Raw genomic sequence first — 21,330 nt, 5'->3', positions numbered from 1 at the left:
TCTATCTAAGCAGATGCAGTGGGGTTTTACCAGCGCCTATATCCGCACGTATCCACGTGAAATCGAATGCCCCGATAGATTCCGAGGCCCATTTGCCACTCGCGGCCGTTGCGCTTGTGGATATCCCTCAGTACGGGCACCAATTGCTCTCGGGAGAACTTCTTTTTCGGAACTATATCCAGCCCGCAGAAATGCAGATGTTTACTTCCCTTGGAACCCCCGGCCTTACGGTTGTAATCCACTGTGCGCCACCCGGAGACCACTGTTACCGGGCCGACGCGGGGCACTATTTCCCGCTCGATTACCCGCAGAGTATTTACGATGCCCCACCAGAGCTCCTTGGGAGGGATGGCGAATGCGGGTTCGTCCAAATCCTGCCAGTCACTGCCCTGACGCAATAGCTCATAGGGTTGCACAACCTGTTCAACCCGGTTGGAGCGCAGGAATTTTTTGAGTTGAGTAAAGCGTGCATGGTTATTGCCTTTGCTCAGGAAGCGGCTGAATGCCCTCTCGGAAGCTGCCGGATAGCCCTGGATATCGTAAACCTCCGGGATCATTAGCAGCGGTAGGATATCGATAGGGGATTTCACCCGGTCATCAGCCTCGCGCGCGCGTTCGTAAGTAAAAACAAATAGGCCGGTGAGAATCGCCAGTGCGATTGCCCCAATGATGATGATCCGCCGGCGTAGTTGACGCTGGCCGATTTCTACGCACTCTTTGTTACTTTGCATAACCATCGGGCAGCTCCCTCAATTACCAGGTGCGATAGCCACAGGTATCGACATGAAACAGGACATCGTCAATCAGGCCCATCCCGACATTGCTATCGGGACCGAGGCGTGCGTGCAGTGTGCTTAGCTCTTCAGCGAGTTCGTTTTTACCGATATTGGAATTCGGAATTAAGTCCAGCCCGCAAAAGTCACGGTGGCGGGGCTGGTCTTCGGTCGCAAGTTTTCGGTTGTAGGCATCAGTGCGGTAAGCGGAAACCACGGTGACAGGGCCAATTAGCGGTATTACCTGATCTCGCACCAGGGTGAGGGTTTTCACAATATTGGACCACTGGTCCCTGGGTGGTATGGCGAATGGCGGTTCCCCCAGTTCCAGCCAGTCCCCTCCCTGTCGCAGAAGATCACGAATAGGAAAAACCTCGGCGACACCCCGGTCCCGAAGTAATTGATTGAGTGCTTGTACGCTGGAGCGGTTACTGCCCTCTCGCAGGAATTTGTTAAAGGTCTTCTCGTTGGCGAGGCGATAGCCACGCTGCTCGACATAGGACTTCTCTTGCAAGGAGAGGAATAGATAGAGCCAGAGGGTAAACAGGATGGCACTGAGTATTAAAGTGAGGGCACTGACGACCACCCGATTGACTCTTTGCCCGGGCGGCTTGTGTGGGAACAGAGTTTCGAAGCGAGTAAACGAGTTACCTGCGGACATAGTGCTCGCGATTGCTGCTGAGAGAGTTTTTCTTCCGACGCTAAAATCGTCGGCGCCTGTTTACTCACTATAGCCGCAAAAATCGACAGGCTGCGGGCTTGGGATCAGCCACAAAAAAAGCCGCTGGTCCCGGGGGAGCAGCGGCTTTTGGGTCACGGACAGCGGACTGTGCCCGACAACCTCTATTTAGGCTTTAGGGCCGGCATTTTTAACGTCTTCACTGACATTGAACTTCTCAATGTTCTCGGCGAACAGCTTGGCCAGCTTGCCTGCCTGATCGTCGTAAGCAGCTTTGTCAGCCCAGGCTTCACGAGGGTTCAGGTAAGACTTGTCCACGCCGGGCACTTCCATCGGGATATCCAGGTTCAGGGCATCCAGGTGCTCAGTGGCAACGCCTTCCAGGGCGCCGCTCTGGATAGCGGCAACCACTGCGCGGGTTACCGGAATCGGGAAGCGCTTGCCGTTGTCGCCAGAGCCGCCGGTCCAACCGGTGTTTACCAGGTAGACCTTGGAACCGAACTCTTCGATGCGCTTCATCAGCAGGTCTGCGTATTCGCGCGGTGCACGGGGCATAAACGGCGCGCCAAAGCAGGTGGAGAAAGTCGGGTGGATACCGGCCTCTGCGCCCAGCTCGGTGGAGCCTACGCGGGCGGTGTAGCCAGACAGGAAGTGGTAAGCCGCAGCCTCTTTGGAGAGGATGGATACCGGTGGCAGTACGCCGGATACATCGCAAGTCAGGAAGATAACGTTCTTCGGCTCGCCAGCGCGGTTTTCCAGCTGACGCATTTCGACGTGCTCCAGCGGGTAGGAGCAACGACCGTTTTCAGTCAGGCTGGTGTCGCAGTAGTCGGCAGTGCCGTGGTCGTTGGTTACCACGTTTTCAACGATGGCGCCGAAGCGGATGGCATCCCAGATTACCGGCTCATTTTTCTGGCTCAGGTCGATGGTTTTCGCGTAGCAGCCACCTTCCATATTGAAGACGGCACCCTTGGTCCAGCCGTGCTCATCGTCACCGATCAGGTAGCGCTCGGGATCCGCGGACAGGGTGGTCTTGCCGGTACCGGACAGGCCGAAGAACAGGCAGGTATCGCCATCTTCGCCGACGTTAGCCGCGCAGTGCATTGGCATTACGTCTTTTTCTGGCAGCAGGAAGTTCTGTACGGAGAACATGGCCTTCTTCATTTCGCCGGCGTAACGCATGCCGGCCAGCAGTACTTTGCGCTGGCCGAAGTTGATAATTACGCAGCCTTCGGAGTTGGTGCCATCGCGCTCGGGCTCACAGACAAAGTGAGGAGCGTGCAGGATTTGCCACTCTTCCTTGGACTTGGGGTTGTACTTTTCGGCGCGGATAAACATGTTGCGGCCGAACAGGTTGTGCCATGCAGTTTGGGTGGTCACTACCACTGGCAAGTAGTGGTCTTCATCCTGGCCCACATGCAGGTGCTGAACAAAAGTATCGTGACCAGCAACAAAAGCCTCTACACGATCCCACAGGGCGTCAAACTTATCCTGCGGGAAAGGACGGTTGACGTTGCCCCAGGCGATGCTGTCGGCAGTGGAGGGCTCTTCTACAACAAAGCGGTCAGCCGGGGAGCGACCGGTGCGTGCGCCGGTTTCAGTCACCAGAGCGCCTGTATCTGACAGCTTGCCCTCGCCGCGCGTCAGAGCCTGCTCTACCAATTGTGCCGGTGATAGGTTCTTGAAGACCATCGCGGAGTCGTCGATCTGTGCCATTCGTGGAATACCCGTGAAAGTTGGACAGTAAATAAAATGGGGCTGCCCAAGGTTTAGACAGCCGTAGAAAATTTTGGGGGCGCATTATTGCAAAATTCAAAATATGCGGATACCAACTATGGCTATTTTGTAGTCAATGACAGCGCTGTCATGGAAAATAATGTCGACTTAAATTCAGGCAATTTATGGTCTAGGCCTTGATTATTCTTTTTCTGAATTTAATAGGGGAGTAGAGGGGCAGGTGGCAGGGCTGCGCTGAGGATTCGGCGGTTGCGCAGCCCTGCGTGGATTAGTGAAGAGTGTGGGGGGGAGCGTTGAGCAGCGACTCAATTTGATCCCGGTCAAAGCGGTACTGGGTGTTACAGAATTGGCAGTCCGCGATAATCTCACCCTGCTGCTCTTCCAGCAGGCGGTAGACATCCTCTGCACCCAGGGAAACCAGCGCGCGGGCGCTGCGCTCTCTCGAGCAGCTGCACTTGAAGCGAATAGTGTCGGTACCCAGAGTTGCCGGCTCCAATTGGTGGAATAGGCGGTGAATCAGCTCTGGATGGGGAACGGTAAATAACTCCTCGTCAGTTACGGTCTCCGCCAAGTGAATCGCTGTTTCCCAGGCGTCCTGATTTTCTTCTTCCGTGGCGGCATTATTGCCCGGCAGAATCTGCAACATAAGACCGGCGACGGTATTGTCACTGCTTTTCAGCCATACGCGGGTAGCCAGCTGCTCCGATTGCTTAAAGTAGTCTTCCAGGCAGCCGGCCAGGTTGTCCTGCTCCATGGGAACCACACCTTGATAGCGCTCACCGCGCTTTGGCTCAAGGGTAATGGCCAGGGCTCCACGGGGGCCGATCATATCGCGCAGGGTGGCGTTTTCGTCGATTTGTGCACCCTCGGCAACTCGGGCGATGCCGCGCAGGTCGCTGTGGTGAGTGCACTCCGCCATAATCATCGGCACATCGCCTTCGCCACGGGCCTGGAGGCTCAGGACACCCTCGAACTTCAGTGTGGTTGAAAGCAGGCTGGCTGCGGTGAGGAATTCCCCCAGCAGGCGGGCCACTGGCGTAGGCAGCGGGTTGTGTTCCAGTACATCACGGTAGGAATCAGTAAGTGTCACCACCTGTCCGCGAATATCGTGTTTGGAGAAAATAAAGCGTTCCAGCTGATCGGACATAGGTCGGGGGCTCTCGGTATTAAAACCGCAGGATTTTAGAGGTGGATATGCCTAAATGGTAGCTGTCGCTGATCATTGCTGGTGCAGTAGAGGAAGAATGTAGAGCGCTACCCCATTATCGCAATGGGTCAGCGCTCAAGTAGGAGAGTAACTAGCCGCAGTAGTATTTAATTTCCCGCTGGAGCTTTTCAGCTATTTGCTGTCTCTCCCGCTCGGTGCGACGCACTTCTTTGCCGTTATTGTCGAGAAACACAACCCGCCCTTGAATGGCCTCAAGGTCACTGCGGGCCTTGTCGCAGGCTTTCTTCATCTTTTGCTGCTTTTCCTGTTTCTCGCGCAATTGGCGCTCGCGGTATTCATCATCAACCTTTTGAGAAACTCTTGACCTCGTTGCGGTTGTTAAAATAGGCCGCCGACTGCCATTGGAGCCAATAGAATTGATCGGGGCTAGATCCCCCGAAACATCCTCGGCTTTGGCGTCAGTCGGGGGGCGATCGCCAAAGTGTACCCGGCCACTTTCATCGACCCAGCGGTACATCTCTGCGCTGCTTGCGGTTGCACTAGCGGCCAGTATAAGGCCGCCTATTACGGAACGTAGACACAGTAATTTCACGGCTACTCCATGCCCTTCTATATTTCTATTCTTCTTTGTTGGCCAGCTGGCTGAATAACCCCTGCGAATGACGCTGGGGGATATGGTAGGTCTGCAGTATCAGAGGCTGCTGTTCCTGGGCCTCTGCCGAATCCAAGACCATCCGGTATCCGGAGCGGTCGCGCAAATCTACAAAGTCCTGCTTGTTGCCTTCCATCAATTGAGCGAACTCGTCGAAGTCCTTGATGCTGTGGCCATTTACTGAGTCGATAATCCAGTTCTTCCAGTCGTGGTAACCGAGGTTCACATTGGCAGGCAGTACTTTCAGGGCGACGACCAGCTCGCGGCGCTCCTCGTCACTCCATTGATTGCGGGCATAGAGGTAGTCAATAGGCGCCTTGGAGTGCCAGTTTTTGCCCCAGCGTTTGATCAGGTTCATATTCAGGGGCACAAAGACAACACCGCCGTAGATATAGTAGCGGGGCTGGCGGTCAAATTGCTCTCCCAGCACCATAGCGCGTGAGGGAGGTGTTGCGGCCAGCGTGACCTCAGCGGTCTGCTCTTTACCATCGCGGGAGAAGCGCACCGGTAAACGTTCACCGACATGGTGGCGGTCCACAGCGTAGTGGTAGTTGGTGCGCTGGTTTTCCCTCCACTCCACAGTCCGGTCAGCCGCTACTTTAAAGCCATCGACTTCAAGCAGGACATCGCCGGGTTTAAACACTTCAGCTGCGGGGGAATTGTCGAACACTTTAACGACCATGGCGCCATCCTGGTCTTCCTCGAGACCGGCGGCCTTTTTCATCGATGGGCTTTCCAGGCTCTGGGTTACCAGTCCCAGTTCGGGGAACCCTTGGTGCACATTGTCCTTGGCATCTTCTAAGACATGAGCGATCACGCTGGGGGGGACAAAGTAACCCAGGTTTTCAGCGCTCTGATTGGTTTGCATGGCCACGCCGACGATGCGGCCATTGGAGATAACCGGACCGCCGCTGTTGCCCGGGTTGATGGCCGCATCTATCTGGCCCGCCATCAGGTAGCTTTCCGCATGGGCATAATACTGGTGCTCCACGCGGGAGAGTACTCCGCGGGTAATCGAAAGGGATTTGCCGCCTATGGGGTAGCCGTAGACGGTGACCTCTTCCTGCAGATCGGGCAATTTGCCCAGGGTCAGGGGGCGGGTATCATTGAAAAAGCTTTCGTCATCGACGGTCAGCAGGGCGAGGTCGGCATCGTGGGAGACAAATTTCACTCGGGCGCGGAATTTCTTTGCATCGCCGTGGCGCTGTACCTGGATGAAGCTGCCGTTGGCCACTACGTGTGCGTTGGTCAGGATTTGCTGGTTGCGGATAACGGCACCGGAACCGGACAGCTGCTTGGGGTTGAGCAGGGCCCAGGGATTGAAATAATCCGGGGCGGCGGCGGTGGTGTAAATCTTGATGATTGAGCGCTTGAGCTGCTCGTGTTCTCGGCTGTCTGCTAGGGCGGTTTGGGTACCGAGCAAAATCAGCAGGGAAATGGCGATCAGTCGTTTCAACATGGCTGTTTTCTATCCGGTTAAGTGAGGGCAGTTTAGCAGCTAAAGTGGGAAATGGCGGAAATTTCACCACTTTTGTCTGCCGAGTCTACTCTTGTTCCCGCAGGAAGCGGTGTATCTGGCGGCGTTGCTTTTTATTGGGTCGCTCCTGTTGTATCCCGGCATTGGCTGCCTGTCGCTCGGTTTTCTCTTTTTCCCGACGGGCGATACTGTCTTCGGTCTCGCGGTATAAGGTGCGCGCAATCTCGGCGCCGCGCCGCTGATCCGATAGAGCGATTACTTCAACTTCCAGTAAATCCCAGCCCTGGCGGATACTCAGTTTGACACCGGTAGTGACTTCCTTGCTGGCTTTGACCCGCTGGCCATCGGCGTGGACTTTTCCACCTTCTATCGCCTGCTTGGCAATGCTGCGAGTCTTAAAGAAGCGTGCGGCCCAGAGCCACTTATCGACACGTACTTTTTCCATGGTTTCCTTGTGAAATCAGGCGGACCCGGTGTCCAGTCTGCTGCGGTTAAAAGCCATGATCTCATCAAAATGATGGATCGCCGGGAAGTTGGTGATTTCCCGTTTGGGCCCGCGGCTATCCGGTTGGCGAATACACAATAGGTGGGCGATACCGTAGTCCTGGGCCGCGCTCAGAACAGATTGGTTATCGTCGACAAACAGGGTGTTCTCCGGGTCAAATTCCAGGTTATCTCGCAGAGAGTCCCAGAAATTGGCACTCTCCTTGGCATGTCCATAATCATGGGAGGAGATGATGCCGTCAAACCAGCGGTCGATACCGGTGATCTCCAGCTTGTGATCCAGTCCTTGACGGTGCGCATTGGTCACGAGGTAGGTGGGCTTTTGCAGTTGTTGCAGGCCGCTCAGAAACGCCTCAGTGTGAGGGCGCAGGGCGATGCGGGTCTCGATCTCGCGCAATATGCTGAGGATATCCAGCTCCAGTTTTTCCGCCCAGAAGTCCAGGCAGTACCACTCCAGCGTACCGCGGCGGGCATTGATCTCAGCCTCGAGCTTCTGCTGGGCTTCCTGTGGGTCAAAGCCGTGGACTTCAGCGTAGCGCTGGGGCAGGTGCGTGAGCCAAAAGTGGTTGTCGTAATGCAAATCCAGCAGGGTGCCGTCCATGTCCAGCAATACGGTATCGATACTTCGCCAGTCGAGCATGGGAGCTGTCTACCTCTTTGATATGGGGCGGGAAGACAAGTTTAGTTGGCTTGCCACTGCCTTCCCGGATCGTTTGCATTATGCCTGGGCGCGGCGGATTCCGTACAGGATACATAGTTGCGCACTGTAGTAGGTGAGCATAATGGCGGCATCGGCTAGCGGTAGAGGGGTGATGAACTTGTTAATAGCAATCAATGTATCTGAAGCCATAAAGATGACCGCCCCGGCAAATAGCAGGGTGGCGTCACCCTTGTGCATTGCGGCGGCGACTGCCATGGCGAGGATAGCCAGCAGATACGCTAATACTGCTGGGGCTAAATCCCCAGCAGCAGGGAGGATAATTTGAGCCAAAAGCAGTGCGGCAATCACTATAGGCAGTGTCCGAATAAGGTTGCGCCGATTGGGGGGCTCCGCAAAACGCAGGAAGCCCAGCGCGTAGATTAGCTGGGCAATAAGAAAAGCACCCAGTCCAAACACAAAGTGTTGGGGGAATTGCATTTCGAGGAGTACATCCCCGATGGCGGAGGAACTGAGGGCTAGAAAAGTGAAAAGCAGGGTTTTGCCCCGCAGCTCCAGTCTGGCAATCATCATTAGGCACAGTATCGGCAGCGCTTTTAGCGCGGGCATCCACAAGTTATCCAGCTTCCAGGTATCCAGAAAGATGAATAAAGTGGCACTGGCCAGGAACATCGGTACCAGGTAATTGCGAAAGTTGTGCTGGGGTGCGGAATTTTCTACGGACATAGGTACTTACCTTATTTTTATTTTGTATACCTCCCCATCAATTTAACGGTTTTCCTCCGCATCATCGATAGCTTGTACTCTCTAATTCCAATTGAGTTTTCTCCAGTGCCGGCCGCGGGACATTTCTGGGGTAATATGGAGCATCGAAAATACATGCCCGGCAGTTGTTTGCCTTGAGCACTAGTCATGGAGAGCCTCACCGATGAAAGCGGCCAATATTCTGGAAACAATCGGCAATACCCCTCACGTAAGAATCAATCACCTCTTTCGCCCCGATATAGAAGTTTGGATGAAGGTAGAGCGCTTTAATCCGGGCAGCAGTATTAAGGACCGAATTGCCTTGGCGATGATTGAGGATGCGGAGCGTCGTGGAGCCCTGCAGCCCGGTGGAGTAATAATCGAACCGACCTCTGGTAATACGGGAATTGGACTGGCAATGGTTGCTGCCGTGAAGGGTTATCGCCTGATCCTGACCATGCCGGAGTCTATGTCGGTAGAGCGTCGCCAGGTCATGAAAGCAATGGGCGCAGAATTGGTCCTTACACCTAAAGAGCGCGGTATGGGCGGCGCTATTGCTAAGGCGGAGGAGTTATTGGCCTCACATGCGAATAGCTGGATGCCCCAACAATTTAATAACCGCGCCAATGCCCAGGTGCACCGGGATGTTACCTCCAAGGAAATCTTGGCAGACTTTCCTGAGGGGCTGGATTATATGATTACCGGTGTGGGTACTGGCGGGCATATCACAGGCTGTGGTGAAGTATTAAAAGAGCACTTTCCAAAATTACAGGTCTATGCGGTAGAGCCGGAGAAATCACCGGTGATTAGCGGTGGAGAAAAAGGCCTGCATCGATTGCAGGGTATTGGCGCTGGCTTCGTGCCCCAGGTGCTCAATACGGAAGTCCTCGATGGCACTGTTTTGGTCAGTGAGGAAGATAGTTTCGAGATGGCGCGTCGCTGCGCCTTGAAAGAGGGTATTTTTGTGGGTATTTCTTCCGGCGCCAGCCTTGCGGCACTGAAGAAGCGTGAGGGAGAAATGGATGCGGGCAGCCGGGTACTGGTGTTCAGCTATGACACTGGTGAGCGCTATCTGTCCGTTCAGGACCTTTTCTCCGCCTAAGATTTTATAATGGTGAATTCAAAGAGTATGGAGTTGTAATGGATAAAGCACTTTTGGAGCAGGTGATAGAGATCTGCAAACGCGCGGGAGAGGCGATTCTCGAGGTTTATCACAGCAGCGCTGAGTTGGAAGTCGAGACAAAGAAAGATGATTCCCCAGTTACTGCCGCAGATCTGGCCGCTCACAAAGTACTGGAACCGGCGTTGGCACAGCTTATCGAGGGAGTACCGGTTTTATCAGAAGAGCAGGAAATGCCCTCGTTCGAAGAGCGCAGTCAGTGGCAGCGTTACTGGATTGTCGATCCGCTCGATGGCACCAAAGAATTTATCCGACGCAACGGTGAATTTACCGTAAATGTCGCGTTAATCGAAAATGGCGAGCCCGTTTTGGGGGTGGTTTACGTACCGGTACTGAATATCACTTATGCCGGCTGCAAGGGCGAAGGAGCCTTTAAGCGCGATACCAATGGCGAAACTGAAATTCGGGTGCGTCCACTGAGGCCGCGCCTGGATAATAGTGAAGTTGTTGAGCTTGTGGCCAGCCGCAGCCATGGAACCGGCACTGTCGACCAGTTGGTACAACGTATCGAGTCTGAGCTAGGAGCTGTCGAGTGCAAAAATATGGGCTCCTCGCTGAAATTATGCCTGGTTGCTGAGGGGGCAGCAGATTTGTATCCGCGTCTGGCTCCTACTTGCGAGTGGGATACTGCGGCAGCTCAGGCTGTAGTTGAGGCAGCAGGTGGTATTGTTGTGGACGAAGAGTTTAATTTGTTGCGCTACAACACCAAAGACTCTCTGCTAAATCCTTTTTTCTATGTAATTGGTGATTCTTCTTTTGATTGGCAATCCCTACTGCTGGATAAGTCCGCTGCTTAGGGTGTGACGCCAGTAAACATATAGAGAGTATATTTGTGCCTCCACCACCACTGGTGGAGGCTTTAAAGGGGATTTGGATATTTCCAAATTCAGGAGGCTCACTGATGTCTGGACCCGATCTGCGCTTTAACCAGGATAAAGGTGAAATTCGCTGTTTGCGTCGGGAGCTGGAGGAGGAAATAAACTGGTTGCAGCGGCATTTTGAAGCCCTCTCCAATGCAGTCGATGCAAATGATATTGCGTTGCGGCGCACCTATAACAACATGCTATTTTCCCGTCGGGCCCTATTAGGTAGAATGCCCCGTTAACTAAATTCCAAATATTTTCTTGTGTGAAAACTGTAGTGCTGCAGGTTTTAATTTGAATACGGCAGTTCTTCCTACTCAGTGCTGTCACTTATAGTGTTGAATCTGTGCCCGCGCGAAATATTATTTCCCGGCTAATTAGCTAATTTCCTTGCCAAATTCCCCCGTAAAATGTAAAGCAGTCTACGCTTTGGAAAGCTAATACATAAGAGTATTTTTCAATGCGCTACCCGGTTGTGGTGCACAATATTGAATATGCCGGATTTGGTGCCATTGCACCGGATCTGCCGCATTGCCACTGCTATGCCGATACCCTTGAGGGGACCCTGCAAAAAATGGCTGAAACGATTTTTCAGCGGTTGGAAGAGCTCCGCCAGGCTGGACAGCCAATGCCGCAAGCAGGTGATGTAGACAACCTGAAGAAAAACCCGGCTTTTGTAGGAGGCGTCTGGGCCATTATTGATGTAGAAACAACTTGAAATAATTCACTGAGCTTGAACTTGATGACTGGCTTTTTGATGTGAGTGGCGATGATAAAGCTATCCGTCTACCTGCTTTCCTTTTTTATAGCTGCGACCAGTTATGGATTCGAGGCGAATAATCCTTTTGATGGTGTCGCCACGGGAGAGTACCGGATTATCGGTACCGTTGGTTTTGGGAGTGGCGAGCAGCAGTTAAATAAGCAGCGGGATTCTTTTGGCTATGTCAGCCTTGGAATTACGCCGGCGGTAGGAGTCTGGCAAGTTGAGCTGCGGGCGTCACATTTTGATGATAATCATGTCACAGTAGATCAGGTAGGTTTAAATTTTAAAATTGATTTTACCCTGAATTGTCACGTTCAATGTCTCTATTGGATGGTGGGATATAATTATGCCGATGTGGATTTGAACAATGTTATAAGAAGAGGCTATTGGTATCGAGAATACCCACCATTTTATCCGGATGATCGATATATCTATATTATTGATGCCAGTGGCAGTGATACTTTTTGGAATGCCGGAGTGGGTTACCGAATTATGTGGACTCAGGATTTCGATACTTCATTAGAGTATAACTACAATAATATTGGCAAAATAGAACGTGTTAACCTCGGGCATCTGCGTACCCTGAGTTTGAATTTTTCCTACCGCTTTTAGTATGCCCTCCGCCTTTTAACCTATTTTTCTCAATAATTTATTCGTAGAAATTTCTTAATTAAATACTGATTTTTTTATAGAATGGAAAAGGGGCCCTGGGGCCCCAATAGCTTTTAAATTCGATAAATGGCTTTCAGCCAGAAGGTGCGTCCCGGTTCGTTAACCCGGGTCAACTGATCGAAACCAATAATATTGGCTCCAGAGCGACTGATATGTTCAGCGTAAGTCTCATCGAATAGGTTATCGATACCGGTAGTTACCAGTACACTTTTACTGGGTTTCCAGCCGGCATTGATGGAAACGACGTTGGCAGAGTCGGTTGCACCAATATCCTGACCAACAATATTGCCTTTGCCGATATCCACCCGGTCCTGGCTTGCGATAGCGCGCCATAAAACACCTGCTGACCACTGGGCCTGTTCATAGTAGAGTCCCAGGCGGCCCTCCAGAGGCGGCAGTTGTGCCAAGGTAGTGCCATCGGTTTCGTTGGCACCGCGAACAGATGTTACGGTGAATTCAGTGCGCCACTGCTCGTTGAGCTGATATGAGGAGTCAAACTCCAAACCCCAGGAGCGCGCCTGGATGTTTCTGACAATGGAGGTAGTGCGAATATCGGAGGAGTCCATACCATCCATATTCATACTACCCATAGAATCCATGCTACTCATTACTGCCGCTTTTTCGTAATCCGTCTCAATCATCAGGTAGTCATCAATCTGATTGACGAATCCGGAGACACTGGCGGAGAGTTTTTCACCGCGATAGATATAGCCGATATCCAGCTGGGTGGTCTTTTCTGATTCGATATCCAGTGCGCTGTAGGAGTCTGCTGTCTCGTAGGAGAAAATTTCCCAATAATCGGGGAAGCGCTCGGTGTAGCCGAGCCCGGCAAAGAGTGTGGCAGAACTATTGGGGCCGCTCTCGAGACCATATTCATAGCGCAGGAAGCCGCTGTTCAATAGCTCTGAGCGAGTTTCTCCCGCAGTGGGGTTATCCACTGAGGACATCATGGATAGAGCAACTTCATCGCGAAGGTCTTTTACTTCCCAATCATCGACTCGTGCACCGGCGATCCAGCGTTGATTGGCTGCGACTTGCCAGCTGACCTCAGAAAATAACCCCAGCTGGCTAAATTCGGCATCGGCCTCTCGCTTCATATCCCGGTAGTCCATGGTGGACTGGTTCATGGTCGAACGCCCGGTGTGGCGATTTTCCCGGACATCAATTCCACTGGTCAATTCCACATCGTCCATAGGCGTAAACACCAGAGCCACCTTGAAACCTGTGGTCTCACTATCGAGATTCATGACCATGGGGGTAGCGGTGCTGGATAGCTCGCGCAGGCTGTAGTTATCCATGATGTGGTCGATATAGTTGTAGTAGGCCTGGAGCTCAATTGAGTCGAGCCAGCTACTGATATTGCTGCGGACATATTTCGCTTTGTGGCTCTCACGGGCAAACTTGGAACCGTCGACTCCCCGATCTGCATAGGCAGCTTCACCATCGCTAAATGCAGTATCAAACTCGACCCGTGTATCGTCGCTGGGTGTCCAGGCCAAATTGACCTGGCTGCTCCAGCGCTCATAACTGGAATTTACCTCATTGCCATCCCCGTCTTCGTAGTCGTCCGCAGATGCCGAGGTCGAGGAGCTGCGGATAGAAAACTGCGGCGAACTATAGGAGATATCGAATAGACCATCGCGACGCTCGGCACTGGCGCCGAGCAGGCTCGCATGCATATTCCAGTCGCTTTCAGTGGGGCGCTCCTGCTGCTGATTAAATACAACTACGCCGGCGGAATTTCCCGGGCCATAGAGGACGCTCTGTGGCCCTTTAATAACTTCAATTTCGTCCATTGCCTCGGGAAAAATATAGGCTGTAGGTGGGTCCATTCGGCTGGGACAACCACCCGTCATTGTTTCTCCATCCACTACCATTCCCAGGCGCGAGCCCCCCATTCCGCGAAGCATCGGATCGCCACTGGTACCGCCTTTACGCACTACGGAAAATCCCGGAATTGTTTTCAGGTAGTCGGCGCCGTCATTGGCAGGTAATGGCTGACGGGGTTTTTTCGGGTCGGTTACCAGGTTGAGGGGGAGTTCAGTCTTTACCCCAGTAACCACCATTTGTTCCATTTCACTATCTTTTAATGGTTCTGACTCTTCGGATTCTTCCGCTGCGAGATGTGCTGAAAAGGTACAGCAGGCAGCAAGTGCCAGGCTGAGAGGTTTTTTCAGAAAAATTTTTGCGTTGATGCTCTGATGCATGGTTTTCAATCCTTTTCGCTGGCGTTTCGAACACGCAGCAGTGAGCGCGCAGGCCTGAGTAATATTTGGCGCACGCGACATATCCCCACCTGAAAAAGTGGTCGTATTTTGGCAAGACCCAAAGCGCTGAAAATGTTAAGACAGCAATGAGACTTGCGGTCCACAGCGAACTGCGGAGTGATGATGTTGGAATAAAAAAGGAATTAAACCGGGGGGGCGCGAATTAGTGGGCGGCTGTAAGCGTTAGAGATAACGCGGAAAAAAGCCGGATAAGAGGGCGGTTGAGTAAAACCGGGTAGGACTATTTCCAGTTCTGTAGTTGGTGCGCTGGCAATACTGGCAGCGGCGGAAAAATTACAATGGTTATCGGCAAATGAGTGAGCGGTAAGCGTATCGTGGTTGTGGCTTGAAGAGTGGTCGCCGTGATGATCGCTGTGAGAGTTCGTTTTGAGGGTATTGAGCAATAAAGCGCTGCGGCTATCGCCATGGCAGAGCCCATAGGGCGTTCCCGCTGCAAAATCTGCCGGCATAAAACCGGCAGGAACCAGGCCTCGCGCGCTGAGAAATACCAGCAATAGCAATAGCGCCTGCCACTGGGACAGACGGGAACAGTATTGGATGGTGCGCTTACCGCTCATAAATAAGAAGGTCTGTACTTTGCCCGGGCCCATTTTAAATACCCGGAGATGAGTAACAAGAGGTTAACGGGTGATACAGCAAAGTGCCACTGGCCCAAGTTAACTTTTGCGAACTAATACGAGGTAAATTGAGCTTTATCAGGTTTTGTTGGAATTTAATTTCTTTTCTTCAGCGCATTCTAAAAATAAATCTAACTTTGCTGGAAGCTAAAGGTTCCAGGAGGTAGCGCGCTCAATAAGAGATTCCCGGGATTGGGGAGAGTTCCCGGACAGCCCTGGATTATTGCGGGTAGTGGGAAGGTTATAGAGAAGGTTTGAATAGTGGGGGCTCGGAGAGTCCCCACTCGGTGAATTTGTCGATTCAGATTCTGCCGCTGCGCTTTAGGCGCCAATAGGACTCTACCAGAGACTGGTGCAAAAGCTCCGGCCTCGAGTCAACCACTATGACATTGTGTGCCTGCAAATGCTGAAGTAATCGCTCCCTGCGGCGCAGGAAGTCCCTCGCTGCTGCGCTGTTTACTGCACTATCAAAGTTCTGAATCGGCTGTTGCAGCAATTTGTCCACAGAAGTCTCCCGCAGACTGGCAATCATCACCAGGTGATTGCGCGACAGCAATTTGACTGCGGCTAGGAGTTCATCACTATCTTCATCGCGCAAGTTGGTAATCAGGATTACCAGGGCACGGCGCTTGTGGTGGGCCATCAGCTGTTGTGCGGCGCTAGTGTAATCTGCGCTACTGGTGCCAGAGTGGAGGTCGTAGACATTATTCAACAGTAGGTTGATTGCACTTTCGCCTTTTACTGGAGGCAGCTGTCCACCACTGCTCTCCTGTGCCGCAGCAAATGCCTGCAAGCCGACCGCATCCCCCTGTTTGATGGCGACATAAGCTGAAAGTAGCAAGCCATTGAGTGCGTGGTCAAAGTGGCTCAGCTCGCCGTCTTTCGCACGCATCCGGCGGCCGCAATCCAGCATATAAATAATTTCCTGGTCGCGTTCGTCTTGGTATTCACGGCTGATCAGTTTGCGCAGCCGTGAGCTCGCGCGCCAGTCCACCTGTCGCTGGCTGTCTCCCTGGCGGTATTCCCGCAGTTGGCGGAAGTCCATGCCCTCACCGCGACGTTGCTGCTGGTGCAACCCCATCAGGCGCAGGCTCTGTTCGGTGGAGAGAGATTGCAGTGAGGAGATACCGAGAAAATTGGGGTAGACCTTGACGGTCTGCTCCTGTCCCAACCATACCCTCGTCTGCCAGAGTCCCCAGGGAGAGTTGGCCAGTACCTCGATTCGTCCGAAAGAGGCGCTGCCGCGGCGACGGGGTACCAGGTCGTACTCGATGGTGATTTCCTGGTCCGGGTTAAGTTGTGCGGAGCGCGGCAGCCCTGTCGATCCCAGTTGCTGTGGGATTGAGTCGGAAACCTGGAGTAATAGTGGGCGTGGGCCGGTATTGTGAAGTTTTAGCCGCGCAGTATTGCGTACGCCCAGGGCCAGGTTGCCGGGCAATCGCCGCAGCCCCTGCAGACCGGTTACACGGCAACCGGTGAGATAGTCCAGCAGGGTGGCGCTGATTAACAGGGCACTCGCTCCCCACCAAAGGTTGCCGATAAATGAGCTGGCTTGCGGAAACCAAATTCGCGCTGCTGTAATTGCCAGAGCCGCCAGGCACCAGTAGCCGAGCAGTTTGACCAGGCGCGGACTCGGGCCGGTGCGACCGCTTTGCGCTGGTGCTGCCTGTTGCTCTGTTGCAGCTACAGTCTGTGTCACAGTCGCGGCGCCTCAACACTGTCGATAATCATTGCCAGCGCCGTGTCAGCAGTTTCACCGTCAATTTCCATATCTGGAGATAGGCCGATACGGTGGCGCATTACCGGGATGGCCATGGCCTTGATATCATCCGGCAGTACAAATTCCCGTCCCTGTAACAGCGCATTGGCGCGGGCTGCCTGCAGCAGGCCGATACTGGCGCGCGGGCCGGCGGGGCTGCGCAGCTGCGGTGATTGGCGGGTGGCGCGCACCAGCCGCACGGCGTAATTCAATACCTGTTCGTCCAACCCCACCTGGGGCACCAGGGCCTGAAGTTGCTGCAATCCCTCGACAGTAATTTCCCCGGCCAGCTTTTCCTGCAGGCTGCGCTCAATTCGGCCACTGCTGGCGGCGGCGGCCAATTTCAGTTCCGCTTCGAGGCTGGGGTAATCGATGAGGACTTTCAGCAGGAATCGGTCCAGTTCCGCCTCTGGCAGCGGGTAGGTACCTTCCTGCTCGATGGGGTTTTGAGTGGCGAGTACCATAAATGGACTGGGTACTTTCAGTGCCTGGCCGTCGATAGTGACCTGCTTCTCCTGCATCACCTCCAGTAGGGCGGCCTGGGTTTTGGCGGGGGCACGGTTGATTTCATCCGCCAGCAGCAGGTTGGTAAATACCGGCCCGCGACGCACCTCAAAGCGGCTCTCTCCCATGTTGTACATGGCGTGGCCGGTAACGTCGGCGGGCATCAAATCCGGGGTAAACTGGATGCGGCGGAAATTGCCGCCAAAGCAGTTGGCCAGGGTGCGCACCAGAAGGGTTTTGCCGAGTCCAGGTACACCTTCGAGCAGTACGTGGCCAGAAGCCAATAGAGCTACGAGTACCTGGTCAACCACCTGCTCCTGGCCAATCAGCAACCGGTTGATATTGTTGCGTAGTATCTGAAGTTTGGCGGATGCAGCCTGCCAGTCAGGTGACGGGCCCGTGGTTTGTTGTTCTGGTTGAAGGGTGGTCTCGTTCATAGGACTGCCTCAATTCGCTGCAGATTACGCATGTGTTCAGTAAATGTTTCTTCGGTTGTAGGGGGCTTGCCCCACAGGGTTTCAACTATTAGCCGTTCATCCATACCGGTGGAGGCACAGAGCTTGTCGCACAGTTTGCGTTTTTTAGTGGCGTTGATATGGGTGGCGCCAAGGCGACGTAGAAGCTCTTCCCGATGGCCGCGCAGCAGGGTTTCCCCCTGGTCGTCCTGCCAGTAGTAATGGCCGCAGGCGGATATATGTTCTAGCAGAGAACGGCGGGACACTTCTGGCTCCGGCTGCAAGGGGCCGAAGCGGCGCCCGTGTAGTAATAGCCAAGCGAGTAAGGCCAGTGCGCCGGCGAGAAAAAACTCTGCAGCGTATTGACGAGCAACCTTAGAAAGGGTTTCAAAGCGGGGGCGGGTGAGAAAGACAAACTCTCCTTCGCCGGCCAGCAATTGTAAGAAATAGGCGTGATCGAAGTGGCCAATACGCTGGGACTGCCACAGGGTACTGTCAGTCATCAAGGTAATCACACCATTGCCGCGCTCGAACTGCATAAACGGTACGTCGACATCGCCGCGTCGTACCTTAGCCCAGAAAACAGGCCCACTGTCGATAGTCTCGTCATTAAATGAAGGATGGTAGAGCAGGTGGCTGGCATCGAGGTATAGCTGTATATCGCTGCCGCCCTCAACAGGCAGGGTTACCAGATCCTCCTCTGACACATCGGGGTTGCGAGGCTCCTCTTGTTCCTCCGGCTCATCTTCCGTTTCGCCTTCGTCCAGTTTGCGATTGTGCTCCCGCATGGCATCAGCGGGGCTCTGCTCAGGCTCGAGTACGGCATCCTCCCCGAGCAGTTGCTCCAAGGATTCTTGCAGCTCGAATTTACTGTGCCCCTCTTCGATAGAGACGTCCATGGACTCAAGCAGCCAGTCGCGGTTTTCACTGCGCCCGGAGTCGCTGTCGAAGTTGCCGGTATAGGCTACAACGATGGCGTGGCCGCCGCGCTCGACCCACTCGATAAGCTCTTGGGCCTTGGTGGGGTTATAGACCTGGCTGGAGCTGCTGATAAACAGGGTGGCATCGGAGGAGAGGCCCTGGAGTACAGATATATTATCTGCCTGGCGCGGCGCCAGTTGGATATCGGTGAGGTATCTTTCTGCTGCCAGGTAGGGATTTCGTCTGGCTTCCATGCTCCAGCCGCTGTCGATCTCCTTGGAGTAGCGCTCGTAGAAAGTGAGGAATAGCCATACAAGTGCAACGCCACTTATGACCAAAGCTGCCAACAGAATTCTCTTAGCGGTCATTGCCAAATTCCTCCTGCCATTGGCTACAAAGTGAGCTTACCTGAGCCTCTTTTGGCGGCCGGTGGGCATAGGCAAGCTGCTGCCAGTTTGCAGTAAGCTCTTGTACAAATTGACTCAGGGCGGGACTTACTGGGCGCTGTACTTCATTCGGCTCCTGTTGCCTTACTTGTACCAGCTGTGCGCATTCACTTTCGGTAAGGTGATCGCCAAAATAAAACTCGAAGTCTTCAATCAGGTGAGAGAGGGTGGCGCGGTACAATAGTCCCAAACTGGCTCGCTTGTCTCCCTCTGTCCACAGGCGCATGACCTCAGCGCAAACGTCATCGGGCAGACTCGATTGGCGTACATCCAGGCCGAATAGGGTTTCGGGGACGGGCTGCTTTTTCTTTGGCTTAGGCTGCCATTTCAAGCTCTGAAGAATTTTATCGTGATGTCTCCAAAGCAGATAGCCCAGGCCGAATACCAAGCCAACCCAAAGCAGTAGCTCCAGGATTTTCGCAATTGTTGGGCCCCATTTAACTTCATCGTCAACTTCAGGCGTATCTTTAGAGTTCTCAAAAAGCCATTCGATAAAGTTAATTAACCAATCGGGGAACTTCTCTTTGACGGCTTCTGTTTCAGATTTGTCTTTTTTGCGCCAACCACTGATCTCTTTCATTTGATGAAAGTTATCGCCGGCGAGAATTTCGTCAATATGCTCTTGGGCCTGCTGCGGGGTTTCCAAAGATGCGGCACTGGCGGGGGGCGCTGGAATTAATGAGCCAAAGGTGAGCCCGCAGATCAGGATTAGGGCAGCAGTGCTTGGTTTTCTTCTGCGGTGAGACTCCTGTTCACGCTGCTGGCGTTCCAGCAGGTCCCGAAACTGGATTTCTATATCCCAGCCTTCCAATTCAATACGACGGCCAATATAAAGGCAAAATCCGCTAACGATATAGAAGGGGGCTACTGCTGTCATAACAAACAGGTAGAGTCCGTTATATATCCATTCCAGCCATTGAGTATCCCCTTGGAGCAGAGGGATCCAATCGATCCCATCGGAATACTGTTCAGGGATAAACAGAAATGCCATCACACTTAATGCGGCAAGTAGAAATATCTCAATATGGTAAAGCGTTAGTGTTAGCCAGGTGGCGGCCCCAGAGTGTTTGCGGTGCAGTACCCCAAGGCGCGAGGTACGGGCCTTGCCCGTGGATTGCTCCAGCACGGTAACTGGCATATCGAAAGAGCGTGTGGGGCTCAGCCGACGGAGGGTAAGCCACATAAACCAGTCGCGACGATTCTGGCTAAAGAAATGCTTCAATGCCTCACCAATGGATACCGGTGAGCCAAATAATGCGCGGCTGATCATAAACAGGGGCAGCCGATCAAATACGGGTTTCAGCCACCAAATAAATAAGATGGAGAGCGTTGGTGACTCTGGAAACAGCCAATAACACAAAGCAAATAGCGGTGCTGCAGGCAACAGGTAGACTATAAAAAGTTGCCACCAGTATTTTCGTGCCAGGGCGATACCGAGATCGACAGACTCCCAGGGAGAGCGCAAGCGGGCTCGCACAGCCAGATTCTTAATTTGCATGAGTTGCGCCCTCTCTGCGTCCCGCCAGGATAAAGTACGCAAAGACCAGTACCCAAAACAGGGCGCCTACCCCGAGCTTGATCGCAATCGGTGTGCTGGCACTGGAGGACCAGAAGGCTTCAAGGAAAGCGGCAATCACCAGCATCAGGAAAGTGCCGTACATAATCTTCATTGCTTCGACAGCGGCCAAGCGCAGTGCGACCGTGCGCCTGTGCTGGCCCGGATCCACTAGAGAGCGTCCCAATATCAGGCCCGCTGCTCCCGCCAGAACTATGGCGGTCAACTCAAAGGCGCCGTGGCCAATCACAAATGGGTAGAAGGTGGAGACAAAGCCCACCCGGGTGATATGCCCAAACGCTGCGCCAATATAGATGCCGTTAAACACCAGGAAGAAAATTGAGCCAAGGCCAAACAGTACACCGCCGGCAAAGGTGCGAAAGGCGATGCCAATATTGTTTTTGATATAAAAACCGAACATGAACAGGTCGGTATCAGAGCCGCGCTCGCGGCCCAGTACCCGGTTGCCCGGATCATACATGGATTCAAAACCCATAACCTGTTCTGGTGACATTACTGCGTACACCAGGGCATCGTTGTTGTAAGTGCCGACTCCCAGGATCAAGCCAGGTATTAAAAACAAAGCGGATGCCAGCAGTACTGCGCGGCTATTAGCGCGCACGGCTTGGGGAAAACCTGCCAACAAATAGTGCAACCACCCCTTGCGGCGCAAGGTTTCCTGGCGGTAGACACGGTGATGTGCCGCCATAACCAGCTGGTTGAGGTGGTCTATCAGGCGGTTGGTATATTGTCGCTCCTTAGCCATTGCCAGCTGCTGGCAAAGGTTGCGATAGGCGATAGGTAGGTCCAGGGCCGCAACTTCGGACTTGTTCCGATCCGCTTTCAGCCAGGCTTCTAATTGCTCCCAGCTGTCGCGGTAGCGATTCTCAAAGTCTCTCTGCTTCATAGGTACCT

The 21,330-nt window shown here is 53.4% G+C and carries 21 protein-coding genes; 5 read left to right on the top strand and 16 right to left on the bottom strand.

The features are described 5' to 3' along the window. Positions 1 to 26: 26 nt before the first annotated feature. The 9 genes from ACJJI4_RS19475 to ACJJI4_RS19435 all read right to left on the bottom strand — a co-directional run bounded on the left by ACJJI4_RS19475 (position 27) and on the right by ACJJI4_RS19435 (position 8,374). Positions 27 to 737 (bottom strand): D-Ala-D-Ala carboxypeptidase family metallohydrolase, encoded by a 711-nt coding sequence (locus ACJJI4_RS19475; RefSeq protein ID WP_444895775.1) that lies wholly within the window; start codon positions 735 to 737, stop codon positions 27 to 29. Positions 738 to 753: 16 nt separating this feature from the next. Continuing rightward, positions 754 to 1,434, bottom strand: coding sequence for a hypothetical protein (locus ACJJI4_RS19470; RefSeq protein WP_444926199.1), 681 nt, complete (start codon positions 1,432 to 1,434; stop codon positions 754 to 756). 186 nt (positions 1,435 to 1,620) lie between these two features. Next, positions 1,621 to 3,168 (bottom strand): phosphoenolpyruvate carboxykinase, encoded by a 1,548-nt coding sequence (locus tag ACJJI4_RS19465; protein WP_282930824.1) that lies wholly within the window; start codon positions 3,166 to 3,168, stop codon positions 1,621 to 1,623. A 289-nt stretch (positions 3,169 to 3,457) separates the two neighbouring features. Further along, positions 3,458 to 4,336: an Hsp33 family molecular chaperone HslO gene (gene hslO, locus ACJJI4_RS19460; protein ID WP_444926198.1), complete on the bottom strand. Its 879-nt coding sequence runs from the start codon at positions 4,334 to 4,336 to the stop codon at positions 3,458 to 3,460. Between the two features lie 151 nt (positions 4,337 to 4,487). After that, the gene (locus ACJJI4_RS19455; RefSeq protein ID WP_444926197.1) at positions 4,488 to 4,949 is read right to left on the bottom strand and encodes a DUF4124 domain-containing protein; all 462 of its coding nucleotides are present in this window, start codon (positions 4,947 to 4,949) and stop codon (positions 4,488 to 4,490) included. Positions 4,950 to 4,974: 25 nt separating this feature from the next. Next, positions 4,975 to 6,468, bottom strand: a complete 1,494-nt coding sequence (locus ACJJI4_RS19450; protein WP_444926196.1) for a S1C family serine protease — start codon at positions 6,466 to 6,468, stop codon at positions 4,975 to 4,977. 85 nt (positions 6,469 to 6,553) lie between these two features. Further along, positions 6,554 to 6,931: an Hsp15 family ribosome-associated heat shock protein gene (locus ACJJI4_RS19445; RefSeq protein ID WP_444926195.1), complete on the bottom strand. Its 378-nt coding sequence runs from the start codon at positions 6,929 to 6,931 to the stop codon at positions 6,554 to 6,556. 15 nt (positions 6,932 to 6,946) lie between these two features. Further along, positions 6,947 to 7,630, bottom strand: a complete 684-nt coding sequence (gene yrfG, locus ACJJI4_RS19440; RefSeq protein ID WP_444926194.1) for a GMP/IMP nucleotidase — start codon at positions 7,628 to 7,630, stop codon at positions 6,947 to 6,949. A 78-nt stretch (positions 7,631 to 7,708) separates the two neighbouring features. After that, positions 7,709 to 8,374, bottom strand: a complete 666-nt coding sequence (locus ACJJI4_RS19435) for a lysoplasmalogenase (RefSeq protein WP_444926193.1) — start codon at positions 8,372 to 8,374, stop codon at positions 7,709 to 7,711. 202 nt (positions 8,375 to 8,576) lie between these two features. On the opposite strand from ACJJI4_RS19435, the gene cysK reads away from it, so the two are divergent. The 5 genes from cysK (at position 8,577) to ACJJI4_RS19410 (ending at position 11,810) form a co-directional block, all read left to right on the top strand. After that, positions 8,577 to 9,494, top strand: a complete 918-nt coding sequence (gene cysK / locus ACJJI4_RS19430; RefSeq protein WP_413663701.1) for a cysteine synthase A — start codon at positions 8,577 to 8,579, stop codon at positions 9,492 to 9,494. A 38-nt stretch (positions 9,495 to 9,532) separates the two neighbouring features. Further along, a complete protein-coding gene (gene cysQ, locus ACJJI4_RS19425; RefSeq protein ID WP_444926192.1) occupies positions 9,533 to 10,369 on the top strand; it encodes a 3'(2'),5'-bisphosphate nucleotidase CysQ in 837 nt (278 codons plus the stop codon). A 104-nt stretch (positions 10,370 to 10,473) separates the two neighbouring features. Further along, positions 10,474 to 10,677 (top strand): hypothetical protein, encoded by a 204-nt coding sequence (locus tag ACJJI4_RS19420; protein ID WP_444926191.1) that lies wholly within the window; start codon positions 10,474 to 10,476, stop codon positions 10,675 to 10,677. A 218-nt stretch (positions 10,678 to 10,895) separates the two neighbouring features. Beyond that, positions 10,896 to 11,153 carry a type II toxin-antitoxin system HicB family antitoxin gene (locus ACJJI4_RS19415; protein WP_108734877.1) on the top strand — a complete coding sequence of 86 codons (258 nt, stop codon included), beginning with the start codon at positions 10,896 to 10,898 and terminating at the stop codon, positions 11,151 to 11,153. Between the two features lie 51 nt (positions 11,154 to 11,204). Continuing rightward, positions 11,205 to 11,810, top strand: coding sequence for an outer membrane beta-barrel protein (locus ACJJI4_RS19410; protein ID WP_413663699.1), 606 nt, complete (start codon positions 11,205 to 11,207; stop codon positions 11,808 to 11,810). A gap of 113 nt (positions 11,811 to 11,923) precedes the next feature. Here the strand turns inward: ACJJI4_RS19410 and ACJJI4_RS19405 are convergent, their stop codons facing one another. The 7 genes from ACJJI4_RS19405 to ACJJI4_RS19375 form a co-directional block, all read right to left on the bottom strand. Next, the gene (locus ACJJI4_RS19405; protein ID WP_444926190.1) at positions 11,924 to 14,077 is read right to left on the bottom strand and encodes a TonB-dependent copper receptor; all 2,154 of its coding nucleotides are present in this window, start codon (positions 14,075 to 14,077) and stop codon (positions 11,924 to 11,926) included. 203 nt (positions 14,078 to 14,280) lie between these two features. After that, a complete protein-coding gene (locus ACJJI4_RS19400) occupies positions 14,281 to 14,748 on the bottom strand; it encodes a hypothetical protein (protein ID WP_444926189.1) in 468 nt (155 codons plus the stop codon). A 328-nt stretch (positions 14,749 to 15,076) separates the two neighbouring features. After that, a complete protein-coding gene (locus ACJJI4_RS19395) occupies positions 15,077 to 16,474 on the bottom strand; it encodes a DUF58 domain-containing protein (RefSeq protein ID WP_444926188.1) in 1,398 nt (465 codons plus the stop codon). After that, the gene (locus ACJJI4_RS19390) at positions 16,471 to 17,475 is read right to left on the bottom strand and encodes an AAA family ATPase (RefSeq protein ID WP_444895787.1); all 1,005 of its coding nucleotides are present in this window, start codon (positions 17,473 to 17,475) and stop codon (positions 16,471 to 16,473) included. Before ACJJI4_RS19390 ends, ACJJI4_RS19395 begins: the two co-directional genes overlap by 4 nt. Next, the gene (locus ACJJI4_RS19385; protein WP_444926187.1) at positions 17,472 to 18,782 is read right to left on the bottom strand and encodes a DUF4350 domain-containing protein; all 1,311 of its coding nucleotides are present in this window, start codon (positions 18,780 to 18,782) and stop codon (positions 17,472 to 17,474) included. The genes ACJJI4_RS19390 and ACJJI4_RS19385 overlap by 4 nt, the downstream gene beginning before the upstream one ends. Continuing rightward, positions 18,772 to 20,358 carry a DUF4129 domain-containing protein gene (locus tag ACJJI4_RS19380; RefSeq protein ID WP_444926186.1) on the bottom strand — a complete coding sequence of 529 codons (1,587 nt, stop codon included), beginning with the start codon at positions 20,356 to 20,358 and terminating at the stop codon, positions 18,772 to 18,774. The genes ACJJI4_RS19385 and ACJJI4_RS19380 overlap by 11 nt, the downstream gene beginning before the upstream one ends. Beyond that, the gene (locus ACJJI4_RS19375) at positions 20,348 to 21,322 is read right to left on the bottom strand and encodes a stage II sporulation protein M (RefSeq protein ID WP_444926185.1); all 975 of its coding nucleotides are present in this window, start codon (positions 21,320 to 21,322) and stop codon (positions 20,348 to 20,350) included. The genes ACJJI4_RS19380 and ACJJI4_RS19375 overlap by 11 nt, the downstream gene beginning before the upstream one ends. Positions 21,323 to 21,330: the final 8 nt, after the last annotated feature.

The organism is Microbulbifer maximicatervae (SeqCode), assembly GCF_052467305.1.
The sequence above is the reverse complement of the archived record's forward strand: the minus strand, read 5'-3'. Positions and strand labels throughout refer to the sequence as shown.

Bases quoted from the DNA above. Each gene is read 5' to 3' on its own strand.
- ACJJI4_RS19475 (WP_444895775.1), bottom strand. From the start codon at position 737: ATGGTTATGCAAAGTAACAAAGAGTGCGTAGAAATCGGCCAGCGTCAA.
- ACJJI4_RS19470 (WP_444926199.1), bottom strand. From the start codon at position 1,434: ATGTCCGCAGGTAACTCGTTTACTCGCTTCGAAACTCTGTTCCCACAC.
- ACJJI4_RS19465 (WP_282930824.1), bottom strand. From the start codon at position 3,168: ATGGCACAGATCGACGACTCCGCGATGGTCTTCAAGAACCTATCACCG.
- hslO (WP_444926198.1), bottom strand. From the start codon at position 4,336: ATGTCCGATCAGCTGGAACGCTTTATTTTCTCCAAACACGATATTCGC.
- ACJJI4_RS19450 (WP_444926196.1), bottom strand. From the start codon at position 6,468: ATGTTGAAACGACTGATCGCCATTTCCCTGCTGATTTTGCTCGGTACC.
- ACJJI4_RS19445 (WP_444926195.1), bottom strand. From the start codon at position 6,931: ATGGAAAAAGTACGTGTCGATAAGTGGCTCTGGGCCGCACGCTTCTTT.
- yrfG (WP_444926194.1), bottom strand. From the start codon at position 7,630: ATGCTCGACTGGCGAAGTATCGATACCGTATTGCTGGACATGGACGGC.
- ACJJI4_RS19435 (WP_444926193.1), bottom strand. From the start codon at position 8,374: ATGTCCGTAGAAAATTCCGCACCCCAGCACAACTTTCGCAATTACCTG.
- cysK (WP_413663701.1), top strand. From the start codon at position 8,577: ATGAAAGCGGCCAATATTCTGGAAACAATCGGCAATACCCCTCACGTA.
- cysQ (WP_444926192.1), top strand. From the start codon at position 9,533: ATGGATAAAGCACTTTTGGAGCAGGTGATAGAGATCTGCAAACGCGCG.
- ACJJI4_RS19420 (WP_444926191.1), top strand. From the start codon at position 10,474: ATGTCTGGACCCGATCTGCGCTTTAACCAGGATAAAGGTGAAATTCGC.
- ACJJI4_RS19415 (WP_108734877.1), top strand. From the start codon at position 10,896: ATGCGCTACCCGGTTGTGGTGCACAATATTGAATATGCCGGATTTGGT.
- ACJJI4_RS19410 (WP_413663699.1), top strand. From the start codon at position 11,205: ATGATAAAGCTATCCGTCTACCTGCTTTCCTTTTTTATAGCTGCGACC.
- ACJJI4_RS19405 (WP_444926190.1), bottom strand. From the start codon at position 14,077: ATGCATCAGAGCATCAACGCAAAAATTTTTCTGAAAAAACCTCTCAGC.
- ACJJI4_RS19400 (WP_444926189.1), bottom strand. From the start codon at position 14,748: ATGGGCCCGGGCAAAGTACAGACCTTCTTATTTATGAGCGGTAAGCGC.
- ACJJI4_RS19390 (WP_444895787.1), bottom strand. From the start codon at position 17,475: ATGAACGAGACCACCCTTCAACCAGAACAACAAACCACGGGCCCGTCA.
- ACJJI4_RS19385 (WP_444926187.1), bottom strand. From the start codon at position 18,782: ATGACCGCTAAGAGAATTCTGTTGGCAGCTTTGGTCATAAGTGGCGTT.
- ACJJI4_RS19380 (WP_444926186.1), bottom strand. From the start codon at position 20,358: ATGCAAATTAAGAATCTGGCTGTGCGAGCCCGCTTGCGCTCTCCCTGG.
- ACJJI4_RS19375 (WP_444926185.1), bottom strand. From the start codon at position 21,322: ATGAAGCAGAGAGACTTTGAGAATCGCTACCGCGACAGCTGGGAGCAA.